Source organism: Ideonella aquatica, assembly GCF_018069755.1.
Lineage (GTDB): Bacteria > Pseudomonadota > Gammaproteobacteria > Burkholderiales > Burkholderiaceae_C > Ideonella > Ideonella aquatica.
The window spans coordinates 193,033-211,390 of sequence record NZ_JAGQDE010000004.1 but is presented as its reverse complement, the minus strand read 5'-3'; the positions used below and the strand labels follow the sequence as shown (position 1 = coordinate 211,390).

The 18,358-nt window shown below is 69.5% G+C and carries 17 protein-coding genes; 4 read left to right on the top strand and 13 right to left on the bottom strand.

Features of this window, described 5'->3' with window-relative positions; translation table 11 throughout:
• Positions 1-51: 51 nt before the first annotated feature.
• From nadB to KAK06_RS07265, 5 genes are all read right to left on the bottom strand, one after another.
• Positions 52-1,710: an L-aspartate oxidase gene (gene nadB / locus KAK06_RS07280; RefSeq protein ID WP_210801269.1), complete on the bottom strand. Its 1,659-nt coding sequence runs from the start codon at positions 1,708-1,710 to the stop codon at positions 52-54.
• A 67-nt stretch (positions 1,711-1,777) separates the two neighbouring features.
• Positions 1,778-4,369 carry an ATP-dependent chaperone ClpB gene (gene clpB / locus KAK06_RS07275; protein ID WP_210801268.1) on the bottom strand — a complete coding sequence of 864 codons (2,592 nt, stop codon included), beginning with the start codon at positions 4,367-4,369 and terminating at the stop codon, positions 1,778-1,780.
• A gap of 83 nt (positions 4,370-4,452) precedes the next feature.
• On the bottom strand, positions 4,453-4,935 hold the full coding sequence (locus KAK06_RS07270; RefSeq protein ID WP_210801267.1) for a flavin reductase family protein: 483 nt from the start codon (positions 4,933-4,935) through the stop codon (positions 4,453-4,455).
• Between the two features lie 49 nt (positions 4,936-4,984).
• Positions 4,985-5,119, bottom strand: coding sequence for a hypothetical protein (locus KAK06_RS24395; protein WP_259373606.1), 135 nt, complete (start codon positions 5,117-5,119; stop codon positions 4,985-4,987).
• On the bottom strand, positions 5,116-5,901 hold the full coding sequence (locus tag KAK06_RS07265) for a hypothetical protein (protein ID WP_210801266.1): 786 nt from the start codon (positions 5,899-5,901) through the stop codon (positions 5,116-5,118). Before KAK06_RS07265 ends, KAK06_RS24395 begins: the two co-directional genes overlap by 4 nt.
• A gap of 130 nt (positions 5,902-6,031) precedes the next feature.
• Here KAK06_RS07265 and KAK06_RS07260 point away from each other — a divergent pair, with 130 nt between their 5' ends.
• Positions 6,032-8,536 (top strand): ATP-binding protein, encoded by a 2,505-nt coding sequence (locus KAK06_RS07260; protein ID WP_210801265.1) that lies wholly within the window; start codon positions 6,032-6,034, stop codon positions 8,534-8,536.
• On the opposite strand, the gene KAK06_RS07255 is transcribed toward KAK06_RS07260, so the two are convergent.
• The 8 genes from KAK06_RS07255 to KAK06_RS07220 are packed head-to-tail and all read right to left on the bottom strand — an operon-like array spanning position 8,528 to position 15,467.
• A complete protein-coding gene (locus KAK06_RS07255; RefSeq protein WP_210801264.1) occupies positions 8,528-8,917 on the bottom strand; it encodes a CrcB family protein in 390 nt (129 codons plus the stop codon). The two genes, KAK06_RS07260 and KAK06_RS07255, sit on opposite strands and share 9 nt — an antisense overlap.
• Entirely contained in the window at positions 8,914-9,390 is a 477-nt protein-coding gene (locus tag KAK06_RS07250; RefSeq protein ID WP_210801263.1) for a molybdenum cofactor biosynthesis protein MoaE, read from the bottom strand. The genes KAK06_RS07255 and KAK06_RS07250 overlap by 4 nt, the downstream gene beginning before the upstream one ends.
• A gap of 2 nt (positions 9,391-9,392) precedes the next feature.
• A complete protein-coding gene (locus KAK06_RS07245) occupies positions 9,393-9,644 on the bottom strand; it encodes a MoaD/ThiS family protein (protein ID WP_210801262.1) in 252 nt (83 codons plus the stop codon).
• A gap of 8 nt (positions 9,645-9,652) precedes the next feature.
• Positions 9,653-10,909 carry a molybdopterin molybdotransferase MoeA gene (locus tag KAK06_RS07240; protein WP_210801261.1) on the bottom strand — a complete coding sequence of 419 codons (1,257 nt, stop codon included), beginning with the start codon at positions 10,907-10,909 and terminating at the stop codon, positions 9,653-9,655.
• A complete protein-coding gene (gene mobB, locus KAK06_RS07235) occupies positions 10,902-11,435 on the bottom strand; it encodes a molybdopterin-guanine dinucleotide biosynthesis protein B (RefSeq protein ID WP_210801260.1) in 534 nt (177 codons plus the stop codon). Before mobB ends, KAK06_RS07240 begins: the two co-directional genes overlap by 8 nt.
• A gap of 17 nt (positions 11,436-11,452) precedes the next feature.
• A complete protein-coding gene (gene thrC / locus KAK06_RS07230; protein WP_210801259.1) occupies positions 11,453-12,880 on the bottom strand; it encodes a threonine synthase in 1,428 nt (475 codons plus the stop codon).
• Positions 12,880-14,190, bottom strand: coding sequence for a homoserine dehydrogenase (locus KAK06_RS07225; RefSeq protein WP_210801258.1), 1,311 nt, complete (start codon positions 14,188-14,190; stop codon positions 12,880-12,882). The genes thrC and KAK06_RS07225 overlap by 1 nt, the downstream gene beginning before the upstream one ends.
• A gap of 44 nt (positions 14,191-14,234) precedes the next feature.
• Entirely contained in the window at positions 14,235-15,467 is a 1,233-nt protein-coding gene (locus tag KAK06_RS07220; RefSeq protein ID WP_210801257.1) for a pyridoxal phosphate-dependent aminotransferase, read from the bottom strand.
• A 135-nt stretch (positions 15,468-15,602) separates the two neighbouring features.
• On the opposite strand from KAK06_RS07220, the gene KAK06_RS07215 reads away from it, so the two are divergent.
• From KAK06_RS07215 to KAK06_RS07205, 3 genes are all read left to right on the top strand, one after another.
• Entirely contained in the window at positions 15,603-15,980 is a 378-nt protein-coding gene (locus KAK06_RS07215; RefSeq protein ID WP_210801256.1) for an Mth938-like domain-containing protein, read from the top strand.
• Between the two features lie 94 nt (positions 15,981-16,074).
• Positions 16,075-16,551 carry a peroxiredoxin gene (locus tag KAK06_RS07210; protein ID WP_210801255.1) on the top strand — a complete coding sequence of 159 codons (477 nt, stop codon included), beginning with the start codon at positions 16,075-16,077 and terminating at the stop codon, positions 16,549-16,551.
• A gap of 130 nt (positions 16,552-16,681) precedes the next feature.
• A complete protein-coding gene (locus KAK06_RS07205; protein ID WP_210801254.1) occupies positions 16,682-18,331 on the top strand; it encodes a PhoH family protein in 1,650 nt (549 codons plus the stop codon).
• Positions 18,332-18,358: the final 27 nt, after the last annotated feature.

Below are 18,358 nucleotides of genomic sequence, written 5' to 3'. Positions count from 1 at the left end.
CGGTCAGGCCAGACCGCTGGCCCCGCCTGCGACCGGAGAGCGCCAACCCGGTCATCGGGTGCGGCGGCTGCGCGCCTCGCGGTACAGCACGGTCGGGAAGCTCATTGGCAGCGGTTGCGGAAAGTCCCGAATGTAGTGCAGACCGCGGCTCTCGTGGCGCATCAGCGCCGAACGCACGATCAGCTCGGCGCAGACCAGCAGGTTGCGCAGCTCCAGCAGGTCGCGGTTGACGCGGAAGTTGGCGTAGTACTCGTCCACCTCCTCGCGCAGGTTGCGGATGCGGTGCTGGGCCCGCTCCAGCCGGCGCGTGGTGCGCACGATGCCCACATAGTTCCACATCAGCAGGCGCAACTCGTCCCAGTTGTGCGAGATCACCACCTGCTCGTCGGCGTTCTCGACCAGGCTCTCATCCCAGGCCGGGACCTCAACATGCTCGGCCTGTGGTGAGGCCTGGATGGCCTCGGCGCAGGTCTTGCCGATCACCACGCACTCCAGCAGCGAATTGCTGGCCAGCCGGTTGGCGCCGTGCAGGCCGGTGTAGGTGGATTCGCCCACGGCGTACAGGCCCGGCAGATCGGTGCGCCCGTCGGTGTCGGTGACGATGCCGCCGCAGCTGTAGTGCGCCGCCGGCACCACCGGGATGGGCTGGCGGGTGATGTCGATGCCCAGGCTCAGGCAGCGCGCGTGGATGGTGGGGAAATGCTCGCGCACAAACGCCTCGCCCTTCTCGGCCACGATGGGTGAGACATCCAGCCAGACATGGTCCAGGCCGTGCTTCTTCATCTCGAAATCAATGGCCCGCGCCACGATGTCGCGCGGCGCCAGCTCGGCCCGCGGGTCGTGGTGGGGCATGAAGCGGCCGCCGCCGGCCGAGGCCGGCAGCTTCAGCTGGGCGCCTTCGCCGCGCAGCGCCTCGGTCAGCAAGAAGGTGCGGTCCTGCGGGTGGTACAGGCAGGTCGGGTGGAACTGGATGAATTCCATGTTGGCCACCCGGCAGCCGGCGCGCCAGGCCATGGCCACGCCGTCACCGGTGGCGGTGTCGGGGTTGCTGGTGTAACGGTAGACCTTGCCCAGGCCGCCGGTGGCCAGCACCACGGCGCTCGCCGCCAGGGCATCCACATGGCCGCTGACAATGTCCAGCGCATAGACGCCATGCACCCGCCGTGCCCGCGGGTCGTCGAAACGGCCCAGGTGGTGGTGGGTGATCAGGTCGACCGCCATCACCTGCTCGCGCAGCGTCACCCTGGGGTGAGCCCGGGCAGCAGCCAGCAGCGCGTCATGGATGGCCTTGCCGGTGGCATCGGCGGCGTGGGCGATGCGGCGCACGGCGTGGCCGCCTTCGCGGGTCAGGTGCAGACCCAGCGGTCCGTCGGGGTCGGGCGAGAAGGGCACGCCCTGCGCCACCAGCCACTCGATCGCGGCAGCGCTGTGCTCGGCGATGAAGCGGGCCGTGTTCTCGTCGACCAGGCCGGCGCCGGCGTCCTGGGTGTCGTGGACATGGCTGGCGATGCTGTCATCGCTGCCCAGCACGCCGACGATGCCGCCCTGCGCCCAGGGCGTGGCGCCCTCGCCCACAGTGCGCTTGGCCAGCACCACCACGTTCTGGCCCTGCTGGGCCAGGTGCAGCGCCACGGTCAGGCCGGCCAGGCCCGCACCGATGATCACCACCGGCAGCGCCTGGCCCGGTGCTGCTTGTCCTTGTTGCTTCATGCGTGCGGCCGCCGGTGCACGGCGGCCCTGTGAGGTCAGGCCCCATTCTAGGAGCCTGACGCCAGGCTCAATGCACCGTGCGGCCGAAGCTGAACCGGTCGCCGTCCACCACCACCGGGATGGTGTCCTTCGGACCGAAGCGGCCCTCCAGGATCAGCCGCGCCACCGGGTTCTCGATGCGCTGCTGGATGGCGCGCTTGAGCGGCCGGGCCCCGAACACCGGGTCGAAGCCGACCTTGGCGATCTCGGCCAGCGCCTCGGGCGAGACGTCCAGCGCCATCTCCATCTTGGCCAGGCGCGCTTCCAGCGCCTTGAGTTGGATGCGCGCGATCGACTCGATGTGCTGCTGGTCCAGCGCATGGAAGACCACGGTCTCGTCGATGCGGTTGAGGAACTCCGGGCGGAAGTGCTGCTTGACCTCACCCCACACCGCGTCGCGGATGTCATCCACCGGCTGGCCGGCCATCGACATGATCAGGTGGCTGCCCAGGTTGCTGGTCATCACGATCACGGTGTTCTTGAAGTCCACGGTGCGGCCCTGGCCGTCGGTCAGGCGACCATCGTCCAGCACCTGCAGCAGCACGTTGAAGACGTCCGGGTGGGCCTTCTCCACCTCGTCGAGCAGCACCACGCTGTAGGGTTTGCGGCGCACCGCCTCGGTGAGGTAGCCGCCCTCGTCGTAGCCCACATAGCCCGGCGGCGCGCCGATCAGGCGACTGACCGTGTGCTTCTCCATGAACTCGCTCATGTCGATGCGGATCATGTGGTCCTCGCTGTCGAACAGGAAGCCCGCCAGCGCCTTGCACAGCTCGGTCTTGCCCACGCCGGTGGGGCCCAGGAACAGGAAGCTGCCCAGCGGCCGGTTGGGGTCGGACAGACCGGCGCGGCTGCGGCGGATGGCGTCGCTGACCGCCACGATGGCCTCGTCCTGGCCCACCACGCGCTCGTGCAGCTTGCCTTCCATCTGCAGCAGCTTGTCGCGCTCGCCCTGCATCAGCTTGCTGACCGGGATGCCTGTGGCACGGCTGACCACCTCGGCGATCTCCTCGGCGCCCACCATGGTGCGCAGCAGCTGCGGCCCCTGCCCGCCGGCCTTCTTGCCGGCCTCCTTGGCCTGGGCTTCCTTGAGGCGCTTGTCCAGCTCGGGCAGCTTGCCGTACTGCAGCTCGGCCACCTTGTCGAAGTTGCCCTTGCGCTTGAGCTCCTCGATCTGGAACTTGATGCGGTCGATCTCTTCCTTGACCTGGGCGCTGCCCTGGGCCTGGGCCTTCTCGGCCTTCCAGATCTCGTCCAGATCGGCGTACTCGCGCTCGAGCTTGCTGATCTCTTCCTCGATCAGGCCCAGGCGCTTCTGCGAGGCCTCATCGGTCTCCTTGCGCACCGCCTCGCGCTCGATCTTCAGCTGGATCAGGCGGCGATCGAGCTTGTCCATGGCCTCGGGCTTGGAGTCGATCTCGATCTTGATCTTGGCCGCCGCCTCGTCGATCAGGTCGATCGCCTTGTCGGGCAGGAAGCGGTCGGTGATGTAGCGGTGGCTCAGCTCGGCCGCGGCCACGATCGCCGGGTCGGTGATCTCCACGCCGTGGTGCACCTCGTACTTCTCCTGCAGGCCGCGCAGGATGGCGATGGTCGCCTCGACCGTGGGTTCGTCGACCAGCACCTTCTGGAAGCGGCGCTCCAGCGCGGCGTCCTTCTCAACGTACTTGCGGTACTCGTCCAGCGTGGTGGCGCCGATGCAGTGCAGCTCGCCCCGCGCCAGCGCCGGCTTGAGCATGTTGCCGGCGTCCAGCGCGCCCTCAGCCTTGCCGGCGCCCACCATGGTGTGCAGCTCGTCAATGAACAGGATGATGCGGCCCTCGTCCTGGGCCACTTCCTTGAGCACCGCCTTCAGGCGCTCCTCGAACTCGCCGCGGAACTTGGCGCCGGCCAGCAGGCCGGCCATGTCCAGCACCAGGACGCGCTTGTCCTTGAGGGTGTCGGGCACCTCGCCGGCCACGATGCGCTGCGCCAGGCCTTCGACGATCGCCGTCTTGCCCACGCCGGGCTCGCCGATCAGCACCGGGTTGTTCTTGCTGCGGCGCTGCAGCACCTGGATGGCGCGGCGGATCTCGTCGTCGCGGCCGATCACCGGGTCGAGCTTGCCGATGCGGGCGCGCTCGGTCAGGTCCAGCGTGTATTTCTTCAGCGCCTCGCGCTGGCCCTCGGCCTCGGCCGAGTCCACCGTCTGGCCGCCGCGCACCGCGCTGATCGCCGCTTCCAGCGCCTTGCGCGTCAGACCGTGGCCGCGGACCACGCCGCCGATGTCGTTCTTGGCCTCGGCCAGCGCCAGCAGGAACATCTCGCTGGCAATGAAGGCGTCGCCGCGCTGCATCGCCTCCTTGTCGGCCTGCTGCAACAGCTGCACCAGGTCACGACCGGCCTGGGTCTGGCCGCCGCCCTGGACGCTGGGCAGGCCGCCCATCGCCACCTCCATGGCCTGCTTCAGCGCGGCGGTGTTGGCGCCGGCCCGGTCGAGCAGAGCCTTGGGGCCGTCGGGCTGGGCCAGCATGGCGGCCAGCACGTGGCTGGGTTCGATGTACGGGTTGTCGCGGGCCACGGCCAGGCTCTGGGCTTCGGCCAGGGCCTGCTGGAACGCGGTGGTGAGCTTGTCGAGACGCATGGAAATAACCTCCGATTGCGCATGGACATGAGGCATCCACCGGGCTTTTCAAGGGCCGGGGCGATCACCGCCCCTGTGTCAGGTCACAGAGTGCGCCCGAGGTGATGGTAATGCCCGCCCTGGAACACCAGCGGCGCCAGCGCGGCCTGTGACAGCGCCAGCACGCGGCCGACGAAGAGCACATGGTCGCCCAGCGCCAGTTCGCGCTCGGTGGCGCATTCCAGGGTGGCGCAGCAGCCGGCCAGCACCGGCGCGCCGCCGTGACCTGTGAGCCATTCGCCCTCGGCGAACCGGTCATGGATGGGGCTGGCAAAGCGGCGCGACAGCTCCAGCTGTGCCTCGGACAACACGTTGACCGCAAAGTGGCTGGCCTGGCGGAAGGCCGGCAGCGCCGGGCTGGTTTCGCGCAGCGCCCAGGTCACCAGCGCGGGCTCCAGCGACAGCGCCCCGAAGGAATTGACCGTCAGGCCCACGGGCTGGCCATCGGCCGAGCGGCAGGTGGTGATCGTCACGCCGGTGGCGTAGCGCCCCAGCGCGCCCCGCAGGGCCTTGGCATCGAAAGACATCAGGCCGCCATGGTAGGGCATGCGCCCTGCCCCGGCGGGCTGTCCGGGCTCAGGAACAACAGCGCAGCGCCAACTGCAGCACCGCACAGCCCAGCACAACGCCCAGCAGCAGCGGTCGCAGGGCCTGCAGTGCCTGCGGCCAGGTCCAGCGCCAGCCGGGTCGCGAGCCGAGCCAGTCGCTCAACGCGGGCGCATCCATCCGCCCACTCCGCGACCCGGATAGGTATGGATCCAGGCCACCGAACCGTCGGCCGAGGGGTAGGCCATCAGGTAGCCGTCAATACCGTCGTTGACGCTGAGGACGGCCACCTGATCTGGCGTGGTCGGCGCACAGGCGCTGAGGGTGCGGTCCAGCGGCACTGCTGCGCTGGCGGTGGAATAGGCGGCCCAGTTCTGCATCGAGAAGACGCGGGTGTCAAAGCGCCACTGGGCCAGGCCCATGGCCGCCACGCCATCGGACTCGGCGCCGTAGCGCCCGATGTAGGCCTTGCCCGGCAGCAGGTCGCAGGCACCGTGCGGCAGCGCGTCCCAATTGGCAGCGGGGCGGGCCTCGCCGTTCATCGCGGTTTGCGGCATCTGGGCCAGCAACTGCACCGCGCCGCGCTCGCGCACGGCCAGCATGGCCAGGCCGTTGGACAGGTTCAGCTGCTGCGCCAGGCCCGACAGCTGGCGCGTGGCCAGGCAGCTGAAGCTGCCCTGCTCCTGACCGTGAGACAGCGGATCGCCGCCATTGTTCATCAGCGTGAAGCTGCCTGCAGTGCCACTGGCGTCAAACACCAGGCGGCCGAGGATGGACTTGCCCACGTCCGACAGGCCGTCGGCGCTGCGCACCTGGCCCTGCAGCAGGAACACGAAACGCTGGTTGGCATAAGCCTTGCAGCCACCGGCCTGGGCTGCCGGCGCCGAGGCGATCAGCAATGCAGCCGTTGCCAGGGCGGTACGAAATCGGGGGCTGGTGTGTCGCATCTGTCCTCCAAACAGGGGTCCGGTGCGGTAGACGGATTGACGGGCACCGGACTGCCTTTGCATGCTCCTGCCCGAGCGACGGCCGGTCCATTCGCCGCGCCCCAAATCGCCTGAAAACTCCTGAAACCTGATGTCGATCCCCCTGGTGCTGCGCTTTTCAGGCTTTGAGTGGCATGGCGCCGAGCAGCGACTAGCGCGCGAGGGGCAGCCGCTGGAGCTGGGCAGTCGGGCCTTCGAGCTGCTGGGGCTTTTGGCCAGCCGGGCGGGTCAGGTAGTCAGCAAGGAGGAGGCGTTCGCGCATGTCTGGCCCGGCCGAGTGGTCGAGGAGAACAACCTGCAGGTCCAGGTGTCCACGCTGCGACGCCTGCTGGGCCGGGATGCGATCGCCACGGTGCCCGGCCGGGGATACCGCTTCACCTGGTCCGTGACAACGGTGGCAGCTGGTGCGCCGGCTGCGCTGGCGCCGCCGCCCATCCGTGGAGCAAGCGCGCCAGGTGCGCCGCCGCTGCTGTTCGGTCGCGACGACGACCTGAGCCAGTTGCATGCTGCGCTGGGGCGCCACCGCCTGGTCACCCTGGTCGGCGAGGGCGGCATCGGCAAGACCCGGCTGGCGCTGGCCCTGCTAGCGCAGGCGCGCGAGCAAGGCCGCGCCAACTGGGTGGACTTGAGCGGTCTGGCCGAAGCTGGCGGCCTGCCCGGCGCCGTCGCGGCCGGGCTGGCGCTGCGGCTGCCGGCCGGCAGCAGTGCGGACGAGGCCCTGCTGGCCGAGTGGCCCAGCGGGCCCCAGCTGCTGGTGCTGGACAACTGCGAGCACCTGGCGCCTGCCGTGGGCGCGCTGCTGGTCCGTCTGCTGGCTCACGATCCGGACCTGCGCGTTCTGGCCACCAGCCAGGTGCGGCTGAACCTGGCGGCCGAGCACCTGCACCGCCTGGCGCCGCTGGCCTGTCCCGAGGCCAGCGGCCTGGCCGCCGCCGAGCGCTCGCCCGCGGTGCAGCTGCTGGTGCAGCGGGTGCGCGAGCACCAGGGCTCGTTCACGCTGGAGCCCGGCAATGCCGACGCCCTGGGCGCGCTGTGCCGGCAGCTGGATGGCCTGGCCCTGGCGATCGAGCTGGCGGCCTCGCAGGTGGCTCGGCTGGGCCTCCCCGCGGTTTGCCAGCGCCTGGGCCAGCGCCTGCGGCTGCTGACCGGCGGTCCGCTCGATCGCCCCGAGCGCCACCGTACCCTGAGCGCCACACTGGATTGGAGCCACGGCCTGCTGGGCGACACCGAGCGCGGCGTCTTTCGCCGCCTGGCGGTGTTCCAGGGCGGCTTTGACCTGGCCGCTTGCCTGGCGGTGGTGGGCGATGCGCAGATCGACGACTGGTGCGTGACCGAAGCCTTGGCGTCTCTGGTCGACCACTGCCTAGTGGCACTGGCGCCCGGCGCCGGCAGCGACGGCGGCCCGCGCTACCGCCTGCTGGAGTCCACCCGCGCCTACGCCGCGTCACTGTGCACCGCGGCCGGCGAGCGCGTGGCCGTGGGCCTGCGCCATGCGCAATGGATGCACGGGCGCTTCGAGCAGGCTTTCGAGGAGCTGGGCACGCGCAGCGACACCGGCTGGCGCGAGGCCTTCGGGCCCGACCTGGACAACCTGCGCGCGGCACTGCATTTCTGCCTGGTCGAGCGCCAGGCGCCCGAGCTGGGCATCGGCCTGGCGGGCTGGAGCGCCGACCTGTGGCCGCTGCTGTCGCTGCTGGACGAGGGTCGGCGGCTGCTGGCACTGGCCCAGGCCCAGCTGACGCCGCAGACCGAGCCTCGCGCCGCCGCCGCGCTGTGGGACGGCACCGGCTACCTGTGGCAGGACGCCGACCCGCGCCGCGCGCTGGAGGCTCGGCTGCAGGCCGAGGCGCTGTGGCGCCAGGCCGGCGACCGGCGCTGGGTGCGCTCGGTGCTGGGCCAAGCCTGGAACCGACTGTACCTGGACCAATTGGCCGCGTCGGAGCAGGCGCTGAACGACACCGCGCTGGCGGTGGAGGCCAGCCTGCACCTGAAGGCCCTGCACCGCACCACCTTGGGCGCGCTGCGCCAGCGCCAGGACCGCCACGCCGAGGCCCTGGCCGCCTATGAGGAAGCGCTGGCGCTGCGCCGCCGCCAGGGCGACGCCCGCCGCGTGCTGATCATGCTGCTGAACCTGGGCGACCTGGCCTGCTCCAGCGGCGACACCGAAGCCGCGGTGCGCTGGGGCCGCGAGGCCGAGGCCGAGGCCCTGCGCCAGGACGACCCGGCCCTGCTGGGGGTGATCCTGGGCAACCTGTGCACCGCCCTGCTCTTCGCGGGCCGCCCCGACGAGGCCGAGGACTGCGCCCGCCGCGCCGCGCCGCTGCTGCGCCACAGCGATGGTCTGATCTACTTTGTCGACAGCCTGGCCTGGCTCACTGCCCAGCGCGGCCGCCTGCCGCAGGCGGCCCATCTGCTGGGCTGCGCCGATGCCGGCCTGGCCGCGCGTGGCGTGGTGCGCCAGCCGGCCGAGCAGCGGGTGGTGGATATCTTGCTGACCACGCTGAGTGCCGGCGCCGAGACCACGTCCATCAGCGCCTGGCGCCAAGCCGGTGCGACCTGGTCCGATGCCGAGGTGCTGGCCTGCGCCCTACCCTAGGATCCAACGCGCCAGGGCCCAGCCCGCCGCCGCAGCAGCCAGCGCGCCCAGCACATGCACCAGCGAGTGCACCAGCGCCAGCGCCCAATGGCCTTTGATCAGCAGCGTCAGCGACTCGGCCGAGAAGGCCGAAAAGGTGGTCAGCCCGCCCAGCAGCCCAGTCACCAGGCCCAGGCGCAGCAGCTCATTCGGGTGGCGGCCGAACCAGACGATGGACGCGCCAATCAGCAGCCCCCCCACCAGGTTCACCGCCAGCGTGCCGGCGGCGATCGGCCAGCCCAGCGGCGCCAGCGCCAGCGTACTCAGCCAGCGCAGCACCGAGCCCAGCGCGCCCCCCAAACCGATGGCCAGGGCGGTGGTCAGCGGTGCCGCGGCGTTCATCCGGCGTTGCTCGCCTGGATGCCCCAGCGCGCCAGCGCGGCGTCGTCGGCGACGCGGGCGTCCACCCAGCGCGCCCCCTCGGGCGTGGTTTCCTTCTTCCAGAACGGGGCCTGGGTCTTCAGGTAGTCCATCAGGAACTCGCAGGCCTGGAAGCTCTCGCCGCGGTGGGCCGAGCTGACCACCACCAGCACGATCTGATCGCCCACGTCCAGCGGACCGACACGGTGGATCACGCGCGCAGCGCGGATGTCGAAGCGGCGGTGGGCCTCGTCGATCATTGCCTCAATGGCGCGCTCGGTCATGCCCGGGTAGTGCTCCAGCTCCATCGCGCTGACGGCGCTGCCGTCACTGCGGTCGCGCACCGTGCCGATGAAGCTGCACACCGCGCCGACGCCACCGTCACCGGCGCGCAGCGCGGCGACCTCGGCGCCCAGATCGAAGTCCGCGGTCTGGATGCTGACGCGCTCGCCCATGCTCAGCCTCCGGTCACCGGGGGGAAGAAGGCCAGCTCGTCGCCCGCCTTCAGTGCAGCGCTTTCGTCGCACAGCGCCTGGTTCAGCGCGGCGCGCACCGCACGCCCACGGGCCAGCGCCGCCGCAAAGGGCTCGCCGCGGGCGATCAGCGCGTCGCGGGCCTGGGCCACGCTGGCGCCCTCGGGCAGCTCCAGGCTGGCCTCGGGGCCCAGGGCCTCGCGCAGCGAGGCGAAGAAACGCAGTCGAATCAGCATGGTGGTGATCATGCCCCGATCAGCGTGGCCAGCGGCAGGAAGCGCACCACGTCGCCAGGGGCGATGGCCTGTCCGGCCGGGTTGTCGATCAGGCCATCGGCCCAGACCGCGGAGGTCATCACGCCGGAGCTCTGGTTCGGGAACAGCTCCAGCTCGCCCGCAGGGGTGAGCCGGGCGCGCATGAACTCGCGGCGCTGGCGGTCGGGGCGCGGCCAGGCGAAGGCGGCACGCAGCGGCAGCGCCACCGGCAGCGCGCCCGAACCCCCTTGCAGCACGCGCAGCACCGGCGCCACCGCCAGCAGGAAGGTGATGAAGCTGGACACCGGGTTGCCCGGCAGGCCCATCAGCAGCGCCTCGCCACCATCGGGGCGGTGGATCGCGCCAAAAGCCAGCGGCTTGCCGGGCTTGGCGGCCATCTGCCACAGCTCGATGCGGCCCTCGGCGCGGGCGGCCGGGCGCAGATGGTCTTCCTCGCCCACCGAGACGCCGCCGCTGGTCAGGATCAGGTCATTGCCCTGGGCCGCCTGGCGCAGCGCGGCGCGCGTGGCGTCCAGCGTGTCGGGCACGATGCCCAGGTCGCTGACCGCGCAGCCAGCGGCTTCCAGCAGGCCACGCAGCGTGTGGCGGTTGGAGTTGTAGATCGCGCCGGGCGGCAGCGGCTGGCCCGGCAGCACCAGTTCATCGCCGGTGGAAAACAGCGCCACGCGCGGCCGGCGCACCACCGCCACCTCGGCCAGACCCACCGTAGCCAGCATGCCCAGGTGGGCCGGTCCCAGGCGCTGGCCGGCATGCAGCACCACTTGACCGACACGCACGTCCTCGCCGCGCTGGCGGATCCACTGGCCGGCCTGGGGCACGGTGTTGACGCGCACCTGGCCGCCGTCCAGCGCCTCGCACTGCTCCTGCATCACGATGCAGTCGGCGCCGGCCGGCACCTGGGCGCCCGTGAAGATGCGCGCCGCGGTGCCGGCCTGCAGCGGCTGGCCGGGGTGGCCGGCCGGAATGCGCTGGCTGACCGGCAGCACCGTACCGGCTGCCGGCACGTCGGCGGCGCGCAGGGCGTAGCCGTCCATCGAGGAGTTGTCGGCCGGTGGCACGTCCAGCGTGGACAGGATGTCCTGCGCCAGCACGCGGCCCAGCGCAGCAGCGCTGGACAGTGATTCGGTCTCGGTGAGGCGTCGCTCGGCGGCGGTGGCCACCAGGCGGGCCAGCACCTCGTCGAGTGTCATCAGCGGCGAGCGGGTCGGGGCGGGAGTGTCAGCCATGGTGGCCCTGGGTGTACTGGTAGCGCTCGCCACTGGCCAGCAGGTGGTCCAGCAGCGCCGCGGGGGTGTCCAGCCGGAAGACCGGCAGGCCGGTGGGCTCGGGCAGCGCGGCCGGGTCGTCGGTGGCGATGCCCACGATGAAGGGGTCGTTCGGGTACATCGCCGGACGGCCCAGTTCAGCACGCCAGACCTCGATCTTGGGCAGGTCGCCGTGCTTGAAGCCTTCCACCAGCGCCCAGTCACACGGGGCCAGTTCGGCCAGCAGCGCGTGCGGCTCGATCTCCACCGGCTGCGGAAACTCGCGGATCAGCGCCATGCGCCGCGCATTGGCCACCACCACCTCCAGCGCGCCGGCCTGGCGGTGGCGCCAGCTGTCCTTGCCCGGGTGGTCGATGTCGAAGCTGTCCTTGTGCGCGTGCTTGACCACCGAGACGCGCTGACCGGCGGCCTTCAGGCCAGCGATCAGTTGCTCGATCAGCGTGGTCTTGCCGCTGCCCGAATAGCCGGCCAGGCCGATGACCTTCATGGCCGCGTGCTCCAGGTTCAGTCGGCGCAGTGCGCCTGGATGAAGGCCTTCACCGCCGCGGTGTCGGGCTTCATCACGGTGAAGCGCTTGGGCAGCGCCTCGATGCCGTCCAGGCCGGCCGGGCGGCCGGGCTCGCGGCCCACCGCCTCGCGGATGGTCTCGGCGAACTTGGCCGGCAGCGCGGTCTCCAGCACGATCATCGGCACGCCGGGCTCGACATGCTCGGCCGCCACCTTGACGCCGTCAGCGGTGTGGGTGTCGATCAGGTCGCCGAAGCGCTCATCGGTGCCGCGGATCGTGGCCAGGCGGTCCGCATGGGTGCTGCGGCCCGACTGGAAACCGTAGCCGGCAATCGCCGAAAACTCGGCCGGGCTGACCGTGAAGGCGCCCTCGCGCGCGATGGCATCGCCAAACAGCGCCTTGGTGCGTGCGCCGTCGCGGCCCACCAGGTCGAAGACGAAGCGCTCGAAGTTCGACGCCTTGGAGATGTCCATCGACGGGCTGGAGGTCTCGTGCGTCTCGGCGCTGCCCCGCACGCGGTAGGTGCCGGTGCGGAAGAACTCGTCGAGCACGTCGTTCTCGTTGGTGGCCACCACCAGGTGCTTGATCGGCAGGCCCATCATGCGCGCCACATGTCCGGCGCAGACGTTGCCGAAGTTGCCCGAGGGCACGGTGAAGCTGACCTGCTCTGGCGTGGCCTGGACGCGACCAGAGGTCGCTTGAAAGTACCCGGCAAAGTAATACACCACCTGGGCCAGCAGGCGCGCCCAGTTGATCGAATTGACGGTGCCGATCTTGTACTGGCGCTTGAAGGCCAGGTCGTTGGAGACGTCCTTGACGATGTCCTGCGCATCGTCGAACACGCCTTCGACGGCGATGTTGTGGATGTTGGCGTCCTGCAGGCTGAACATCTGGGCCTGCTGGAAGGCGCTCATGCGGCCGTGCGGGCTGAGCATGAAGACGCGCACGCCGTGCTTGCCGCGCATCGCGTACTCGGCCGCGCTGCCGGTGTCGCCGCTGGTGGCGCCCAGGATGTTGAGCTGCTCGCCGCGCCGGCCCAGCTCGTACTCGAACAGGTGGCCCAGCAGCTGCATCGCCATGTCCTTGAAGGCCAGCGTGGGGCCGTTGGACAGGGCTTCGATCAGCAGGCCGCTGTCGCCCAGGCGGCGCACCGGCACGATGGCCTCGGTGCCAAAGACCGCCGGCGTGTAGGTCCTGGCGACCAGCGCCTTCAGGTCGGCGGCGGGGATGTCGTCGATGTAGAGCGACAGGATCTCGAAGGCCAGGTCGGCATAGGCCAGGCCGCGCCAGCGCGCCAGCGTAGCGGTATCCACCTGCGGGTAGGCCACCGGCAGGTACAGGCCGCCATCGGGCGCCAGGCCTTCCAGCAGGATCTCGCAGAAGCGGCGTTCGGTCTGGTCGCCGCGGGTGCTGACATAGCGCATCAGGCCAGCTCCTCCTTGCGCAGGCTGACGATCGGCGCCAGCACGCTGGACAGCGCCTGCATCGAGGCCAGCGCGGCGCGCATGCGGCCTTCCACGGTCTCGTGCGTCAGGATGATCAGGTCGGTCTGCTTCTCGCCCTCGGCCGACTCGCGCTGCAGCACGGCGTCGATCGAGATGTCGTTCTCGGCCAGGATGGTGGTGATGCGCGACAGCACGCCGGCCTCGTCGGCCACGCGCAGGCGCAGGTAAAAGGCAGTCTGGACCTGCTCGATCGGCAGGATCGGCGTGTCGGCCAGCGCGTCGGGCTGGAAGGCCAGGTGCGGCACGCGGTGGTCGGGGTCGGCGGTGGCCAGGCGGGTGATGTCCACCAGGTCGGCCACCACGGCCGAGGCGGTGGGCTCGGAGCCGGCGCCCTTGCCGTAGTACAGCGTGGTGCCCACGGCGTCGCCCTGCACGACCACGGCGTTCATCGCGCCCTCGACATTGGCGATCAGGCGCTTGGCCGGGATCAGCGTGGGGTGCACGCGCAGCTCGATGCCGCCCTCGCGCCGCTTGGTGATGCCCAGCAGCTTGATGCGGTAGCCCAGTTGCTCGGCGTAGCGGATGTCGGTGGCCGAGAGTTTGGTGATGCCTTCGACATGGGCCTTGTCGAACTGCACCGGAATGCCAAAGGCCAGCGCGCTCATCAGCGTGGCCTTGTGGGCGGCGTCAACACCTTCGATGTCAAAGGTGGGATCCGCTTCGGCGTAGCCCAGGCGTTGCGCTTCCTTGAGCACCACGTCGAAGTCCAGGCCCTTGTCGCGCATCTCGGACAGGATGAAGTTGGTGGTGCCGTTGATGATGCCGGCGATCCACTCGATGCGGTTGGCGGTCAGGCCCTCGCGCAGCGCCTTGATGATCGGGATGCCACCGGCCACCGCGGCCTCGAAGGCCACGGTCACGCCCTTGGCGCGGGCGGCGGCGAAGATCTCGCTGCCATGCACAGCCAGCAGCGCCTTGTTGGCGGTGACCACATGCTTGCCGGCCGCGATGGCTTCCAGCACCAGGGCCTTGGCGATGCCGTAGCCGCCGATCAGCTCAACGACGATGTCGATCGCCGGGTTGGCGATCACCTGGCGGGCGTCATTCACCACCTGAACGCCCTCGCCGACGATGCTGCGGGCGCGTTCCACATCGAGGTCAGCCACCATGGTGATCTCGATGCCGCGGCCCGCCCGGCGCAGGATCTCCTGCTGGTTGCGTTGCAGCACCTTGAAGGTGCCGGAGCCGACGGTGCCGATGCCCAGAAGGCCGACCTGGATGGGGTTCATGCGATGTCTCTCGGTGGGGTCGCGGTGAGCGGGAAATCAGAGGGTCAGACGGCGTGGCGCTTGCGGTAGCCGTCGAGGAAGCGGGCGATGCGACCGATGGCCTCGGTGAGGTCATCGGCGTTGGGCAGGAAGACCAGGCGGAAATGGTCGGGCGTGGGCCAGTTGAAACCGGTGCCCTGGACGATCAGCACCTTCTCGTCGGCCAGCAGCTCGTAGGCAAACTGCTGGTCGTCCTCGATCGGGTACATCTTCGGGTCCAGGCGCGGGAACATGTACAGCGCCGCCTGCGGCTTGACCACGCTGACACCTGGAATCTGCGTCAGCAGCTCATAGGCCAGGTCGCGCTGCTTGCACAGCCGGCCGCCCGGCGCCACCAGGTCCTTGATGCTCTGGTAGCCGCCCAGCGCTGTCTGGATCGCCATCTGGCCGGGCGTGTTGGCGCACAGGCGCATCGAGGCCAGCATGTTCAGGCCCTCGATGTAGTCCTGGGCGCGCTTCTTGTTGCCCGACACCACCATCCAGCCGGCGCGGTAGCCACACGACCGGTAGTTCTTGGACAAGCCATTGAAGGTCAGGAACAGCACGTCGTCGGCCAGCGAGGCGATGCTGGTGTGGCTGGCGCCGTCGTACAGCGTCTTGTCGTAGATCTCGTCGGCGAAGACGATCAGCTGGTGCTCGCGCGCGATGTCGACGATGCCCTGCAGGATCGCGTCCGGGTAGAGCGCGCCGGTCGGGTTGTTCGGGTTGATGACGATGATCGCCTTGGTGTGGGGCGTCACCTTCTTTCGGATGTCATCCAGGTCGGGCAGCCAGCCGCTGCCTTCGTCACAGTGGTAGTGCACCGGCGTGCCGCCCGACAGCGACACCACGGCGGTGTAGAGCGGGTAGTCGGGCGAGGGGATCAGCACCTCGTCGTGCTCGTCGAGCAGGGCGTTCATGCTCATCGAGATCAGCTCGGACGCGCCATTGCCCAGGTAGACGTCATCCACCGTCACACCGGCAATCTTCTTCTCCTGGCAGTAGTGCACCACCGCCTTGCGCGGTGCGAACAGGCCCTTGCTGTCGGTGTAGCCGGCCGCCACCTGCGAGGACAGGTTGCGGATCATGTCCTGCACGATCTCGTCGGGCGGCATCAGGCCGAAGGCAGCGACGTTGCCAATGTTCAGCTTGATGATCTTGTGGCCCTCTTCCTCCATCTGCCGGGCCTTGTCGAGCACCGGGCCGCGGATGTCGTAGCCGACGTTGGCCAGCTTGCTGGACTTGGCGATGCGCTTCAAACCGGGGCTCCTCAGCAGGGGCGTGCACCGCTTTGATGCACTGCAAAAACCTATAATTTAACCATAGGGTGCGCCCCATCGGCGTGCAGCGCCGGCACCTCTGCGACCTCTCATGCCACCGCGCGAGCTCCACCGATGAAATTCCAGCCCGATGCCCTGGACGGCGTCAACGTGATCGCCCGCCTTGAACCTGGCCGCCTGTGGGTACACCAGACTCCGTTCCAGAGCAGCCTGCTGGTGCCTTGGCGCGGCGAGGTGCAAGCCTGGCCGGCCCAGGAGCCGGGCGACCTGACCGCCGAACACTTTGCGCGCATCCTGGCCTGGTCGCCCGAGCTGGTGGTGTTCGGCAGCGGCGAGCGGCAGCGCTTCGTCCACCCGTCGCTCTATGCCGCACTGATCGAGCGCCGCATCGGTATCGAGACCATGGACACCGCTGCCGCCGCACGCACCTTCAATGTGCTGGTCACCGAGGGCCGCCGTGTGCTGGGCGCCTTCCTGTTGCCGCCGGCCTGAGCGCCCAGCGCCGCGCGGCAGAAAAGGGGGGCCAGGCCCCTTATAATCGCAGGCTAAGCCTCGCCGGGGCGCTCAGCTAGAAGACAAAATCCTCATGACGCCAGCCCTCAACAAAGCCCTTCCCGAGATCGAAGCCCTGGCCACGGGCGGTGTCAAGTTCACCGGCCACGCCTTTCTGGGCCAGACGGTGGTGCTGTATTTCTACCCCAAGGACAACACGCCCGGCTGCACCACTGAAGCCATGCAGTTCCGCGACCAGCACAAGGACTTCGTTAAGGCGGGTGCGGTGGTGTTCGGGGTGTCGCGCGACAACATGGCCTCGCACGAGAAGTTCAAGCAAACGCTGGAGCTGCCCTTCGAGCTGATCGCCGACACCGAGGAAAAGCTCTGCCACATGTTCGGCGTGGTCAAGAACAAGATCATGTACGGCAAGAAGGTCAAGGGCATCGAGCGCTCGACCTTCCTGATCGATGCCCAGGGCGTGCTGCGCGCCGAGTGGCGTGGCATCAAGGTGGCCGGCCATGTGGACGAAGTCCTCAAGGCCGTGAAGGAACTCAAGAAGACCGCCTGAAGCCCCTGCTGCCGGCCGTGGCCGGATGTGTATGATGGGGCCATGCCCGAGACGCTCGCGCTGACCTCCCCTGAAAAGCCGCCCGGTTGTCCGTGCGGCTTTTTTGTTGCCTGAACCGCTGTCGCCGTCCATGCCCCTGCCCAAGCCCCCCGTCACCCGAGCCACCATCCTTCCCCCCAGCGAATACGAGGCCCAGGCAGCGCCGAAGACGGCCCGCAGCGCCGCCCGCCCTGCGCCCGATCCCCAGGACGACCGTCCGGTCGCGCCGCTTGAACTCAAGCGTGACGCCGCCCCGCTGCCCGCCGCCCCGGCGCCGGTGCGTACGTCCAAGCCCCCTGCCGCCGCCAAGCCCGCCCCAGCCCCCAAGCGCCGCGCCGCGCCGCGGCGCACCGGCCCGGCCAAGCTGTTCGTGCTCGACACCAACGTGTTGATGCACGACCCGATGTCGATCTTCCGTTTCGACGAGCACGACATCTACCTGCCGATGATCACGCTGGAAGAGCTCGACGGCCACAAGAAGGGCATGTCCGAGGTCTCGCGCAACGTGCGCCAGGTCAGCCGCGAGCTCGATGCGCTGGCCGCCGACGGCAACCTGGCCCCCACCGACGGCATCCCGCTGGCCAAGACCGGCCACCGCGAGGCCCTGGGCCGGCTGTACTTCCAGACCACGCTGCTGGATGCCAAGTTGCCCGCCGGCCTGCCGCAGGGCAAGGCCGACAACCAGATCCTGGGCGTGGTGCAGTCGCTGCGCGAGCAGCACCCCGGCCGCGAGGTGGTGCTGGTGTCCAAGGACATCAACATGCGCATCAAGGCGCGGGCGATGGGCCTGGCCGCCGAGGACTACTTCAACGACAAGGCGCTGGACGACGGCGACCTGCTCTACACCGGTGTGCTGCAGCTGCCGCCCGACTTCTGGGACAAGCACGGCAAGACCATGGAGAGCTGGCAGCAAGGTGGCCACACCTTCTACCGCATCAGCGGCCCGCTGGTGCCGGCGCTGATGGTCAACCAGTTCGTCTACCTCGAGCAGCCCGGCGAGGCGCCGCTGTATGCGCGCGTGACCGAGCTGAGCGGCAAGACCGCGGTGCTCAAGACGCTGCGCGACTACACCCATGCCAAGAACGCCGCCTGGGGCGTCACGGCCCGCAACCGCGAGCAGAACTTTGCGCTGAACCTGCTGATGGACCCCGAGTGCGACTTCATCACGCTGACCGGCACCGCGGGAACGGGCAAGACGCTGATGACGCTGGCTGCCGGACTGTCGCAGGTGCTCGATGAGCGCCGCTACACCGAGATCATCGTCACCCGCGTGACGGTGCCGGTGGGCGAGGACATCGGCTTCCTGCCCGGCAACGAGGAAGAGAAGATGGGCCCCTGGATGGGCGCGCTCGATGACAACCTTGAGGTGCTCGCCAAGACCGACGCCACCGCGGGCGAATGGGGCCGCGCCGCCACCAACGACCTGGTGCGCAGCAAGATCAAGATCAAGAGCATGAACTTCATGCGCGGGCGCACCTTCCTGAACAAGTTCGTGCTGATCGACGAGGCGCAGAACCTGACGCCCAAGCAGATGAAGACCCTGATCACCCGCGCTGGCCCGGGCACCAAGATCGTCTGCCTGGGCAATCTGGCGCAGATCGACACGCCCTACCTGACCGAGGGCTCGTCGGGCCTGACCTTTGCCGTCGACCGTTTCAAGGGCTGGCCGCACGCCGGCCATGTCACGCTGGCGCGCGGCGAGCGTTCACGGCTGGCCGATTACGCGTCTGAAGTGCTCTGAGCCGGGCGGGATCAGGTGCATCCCTGA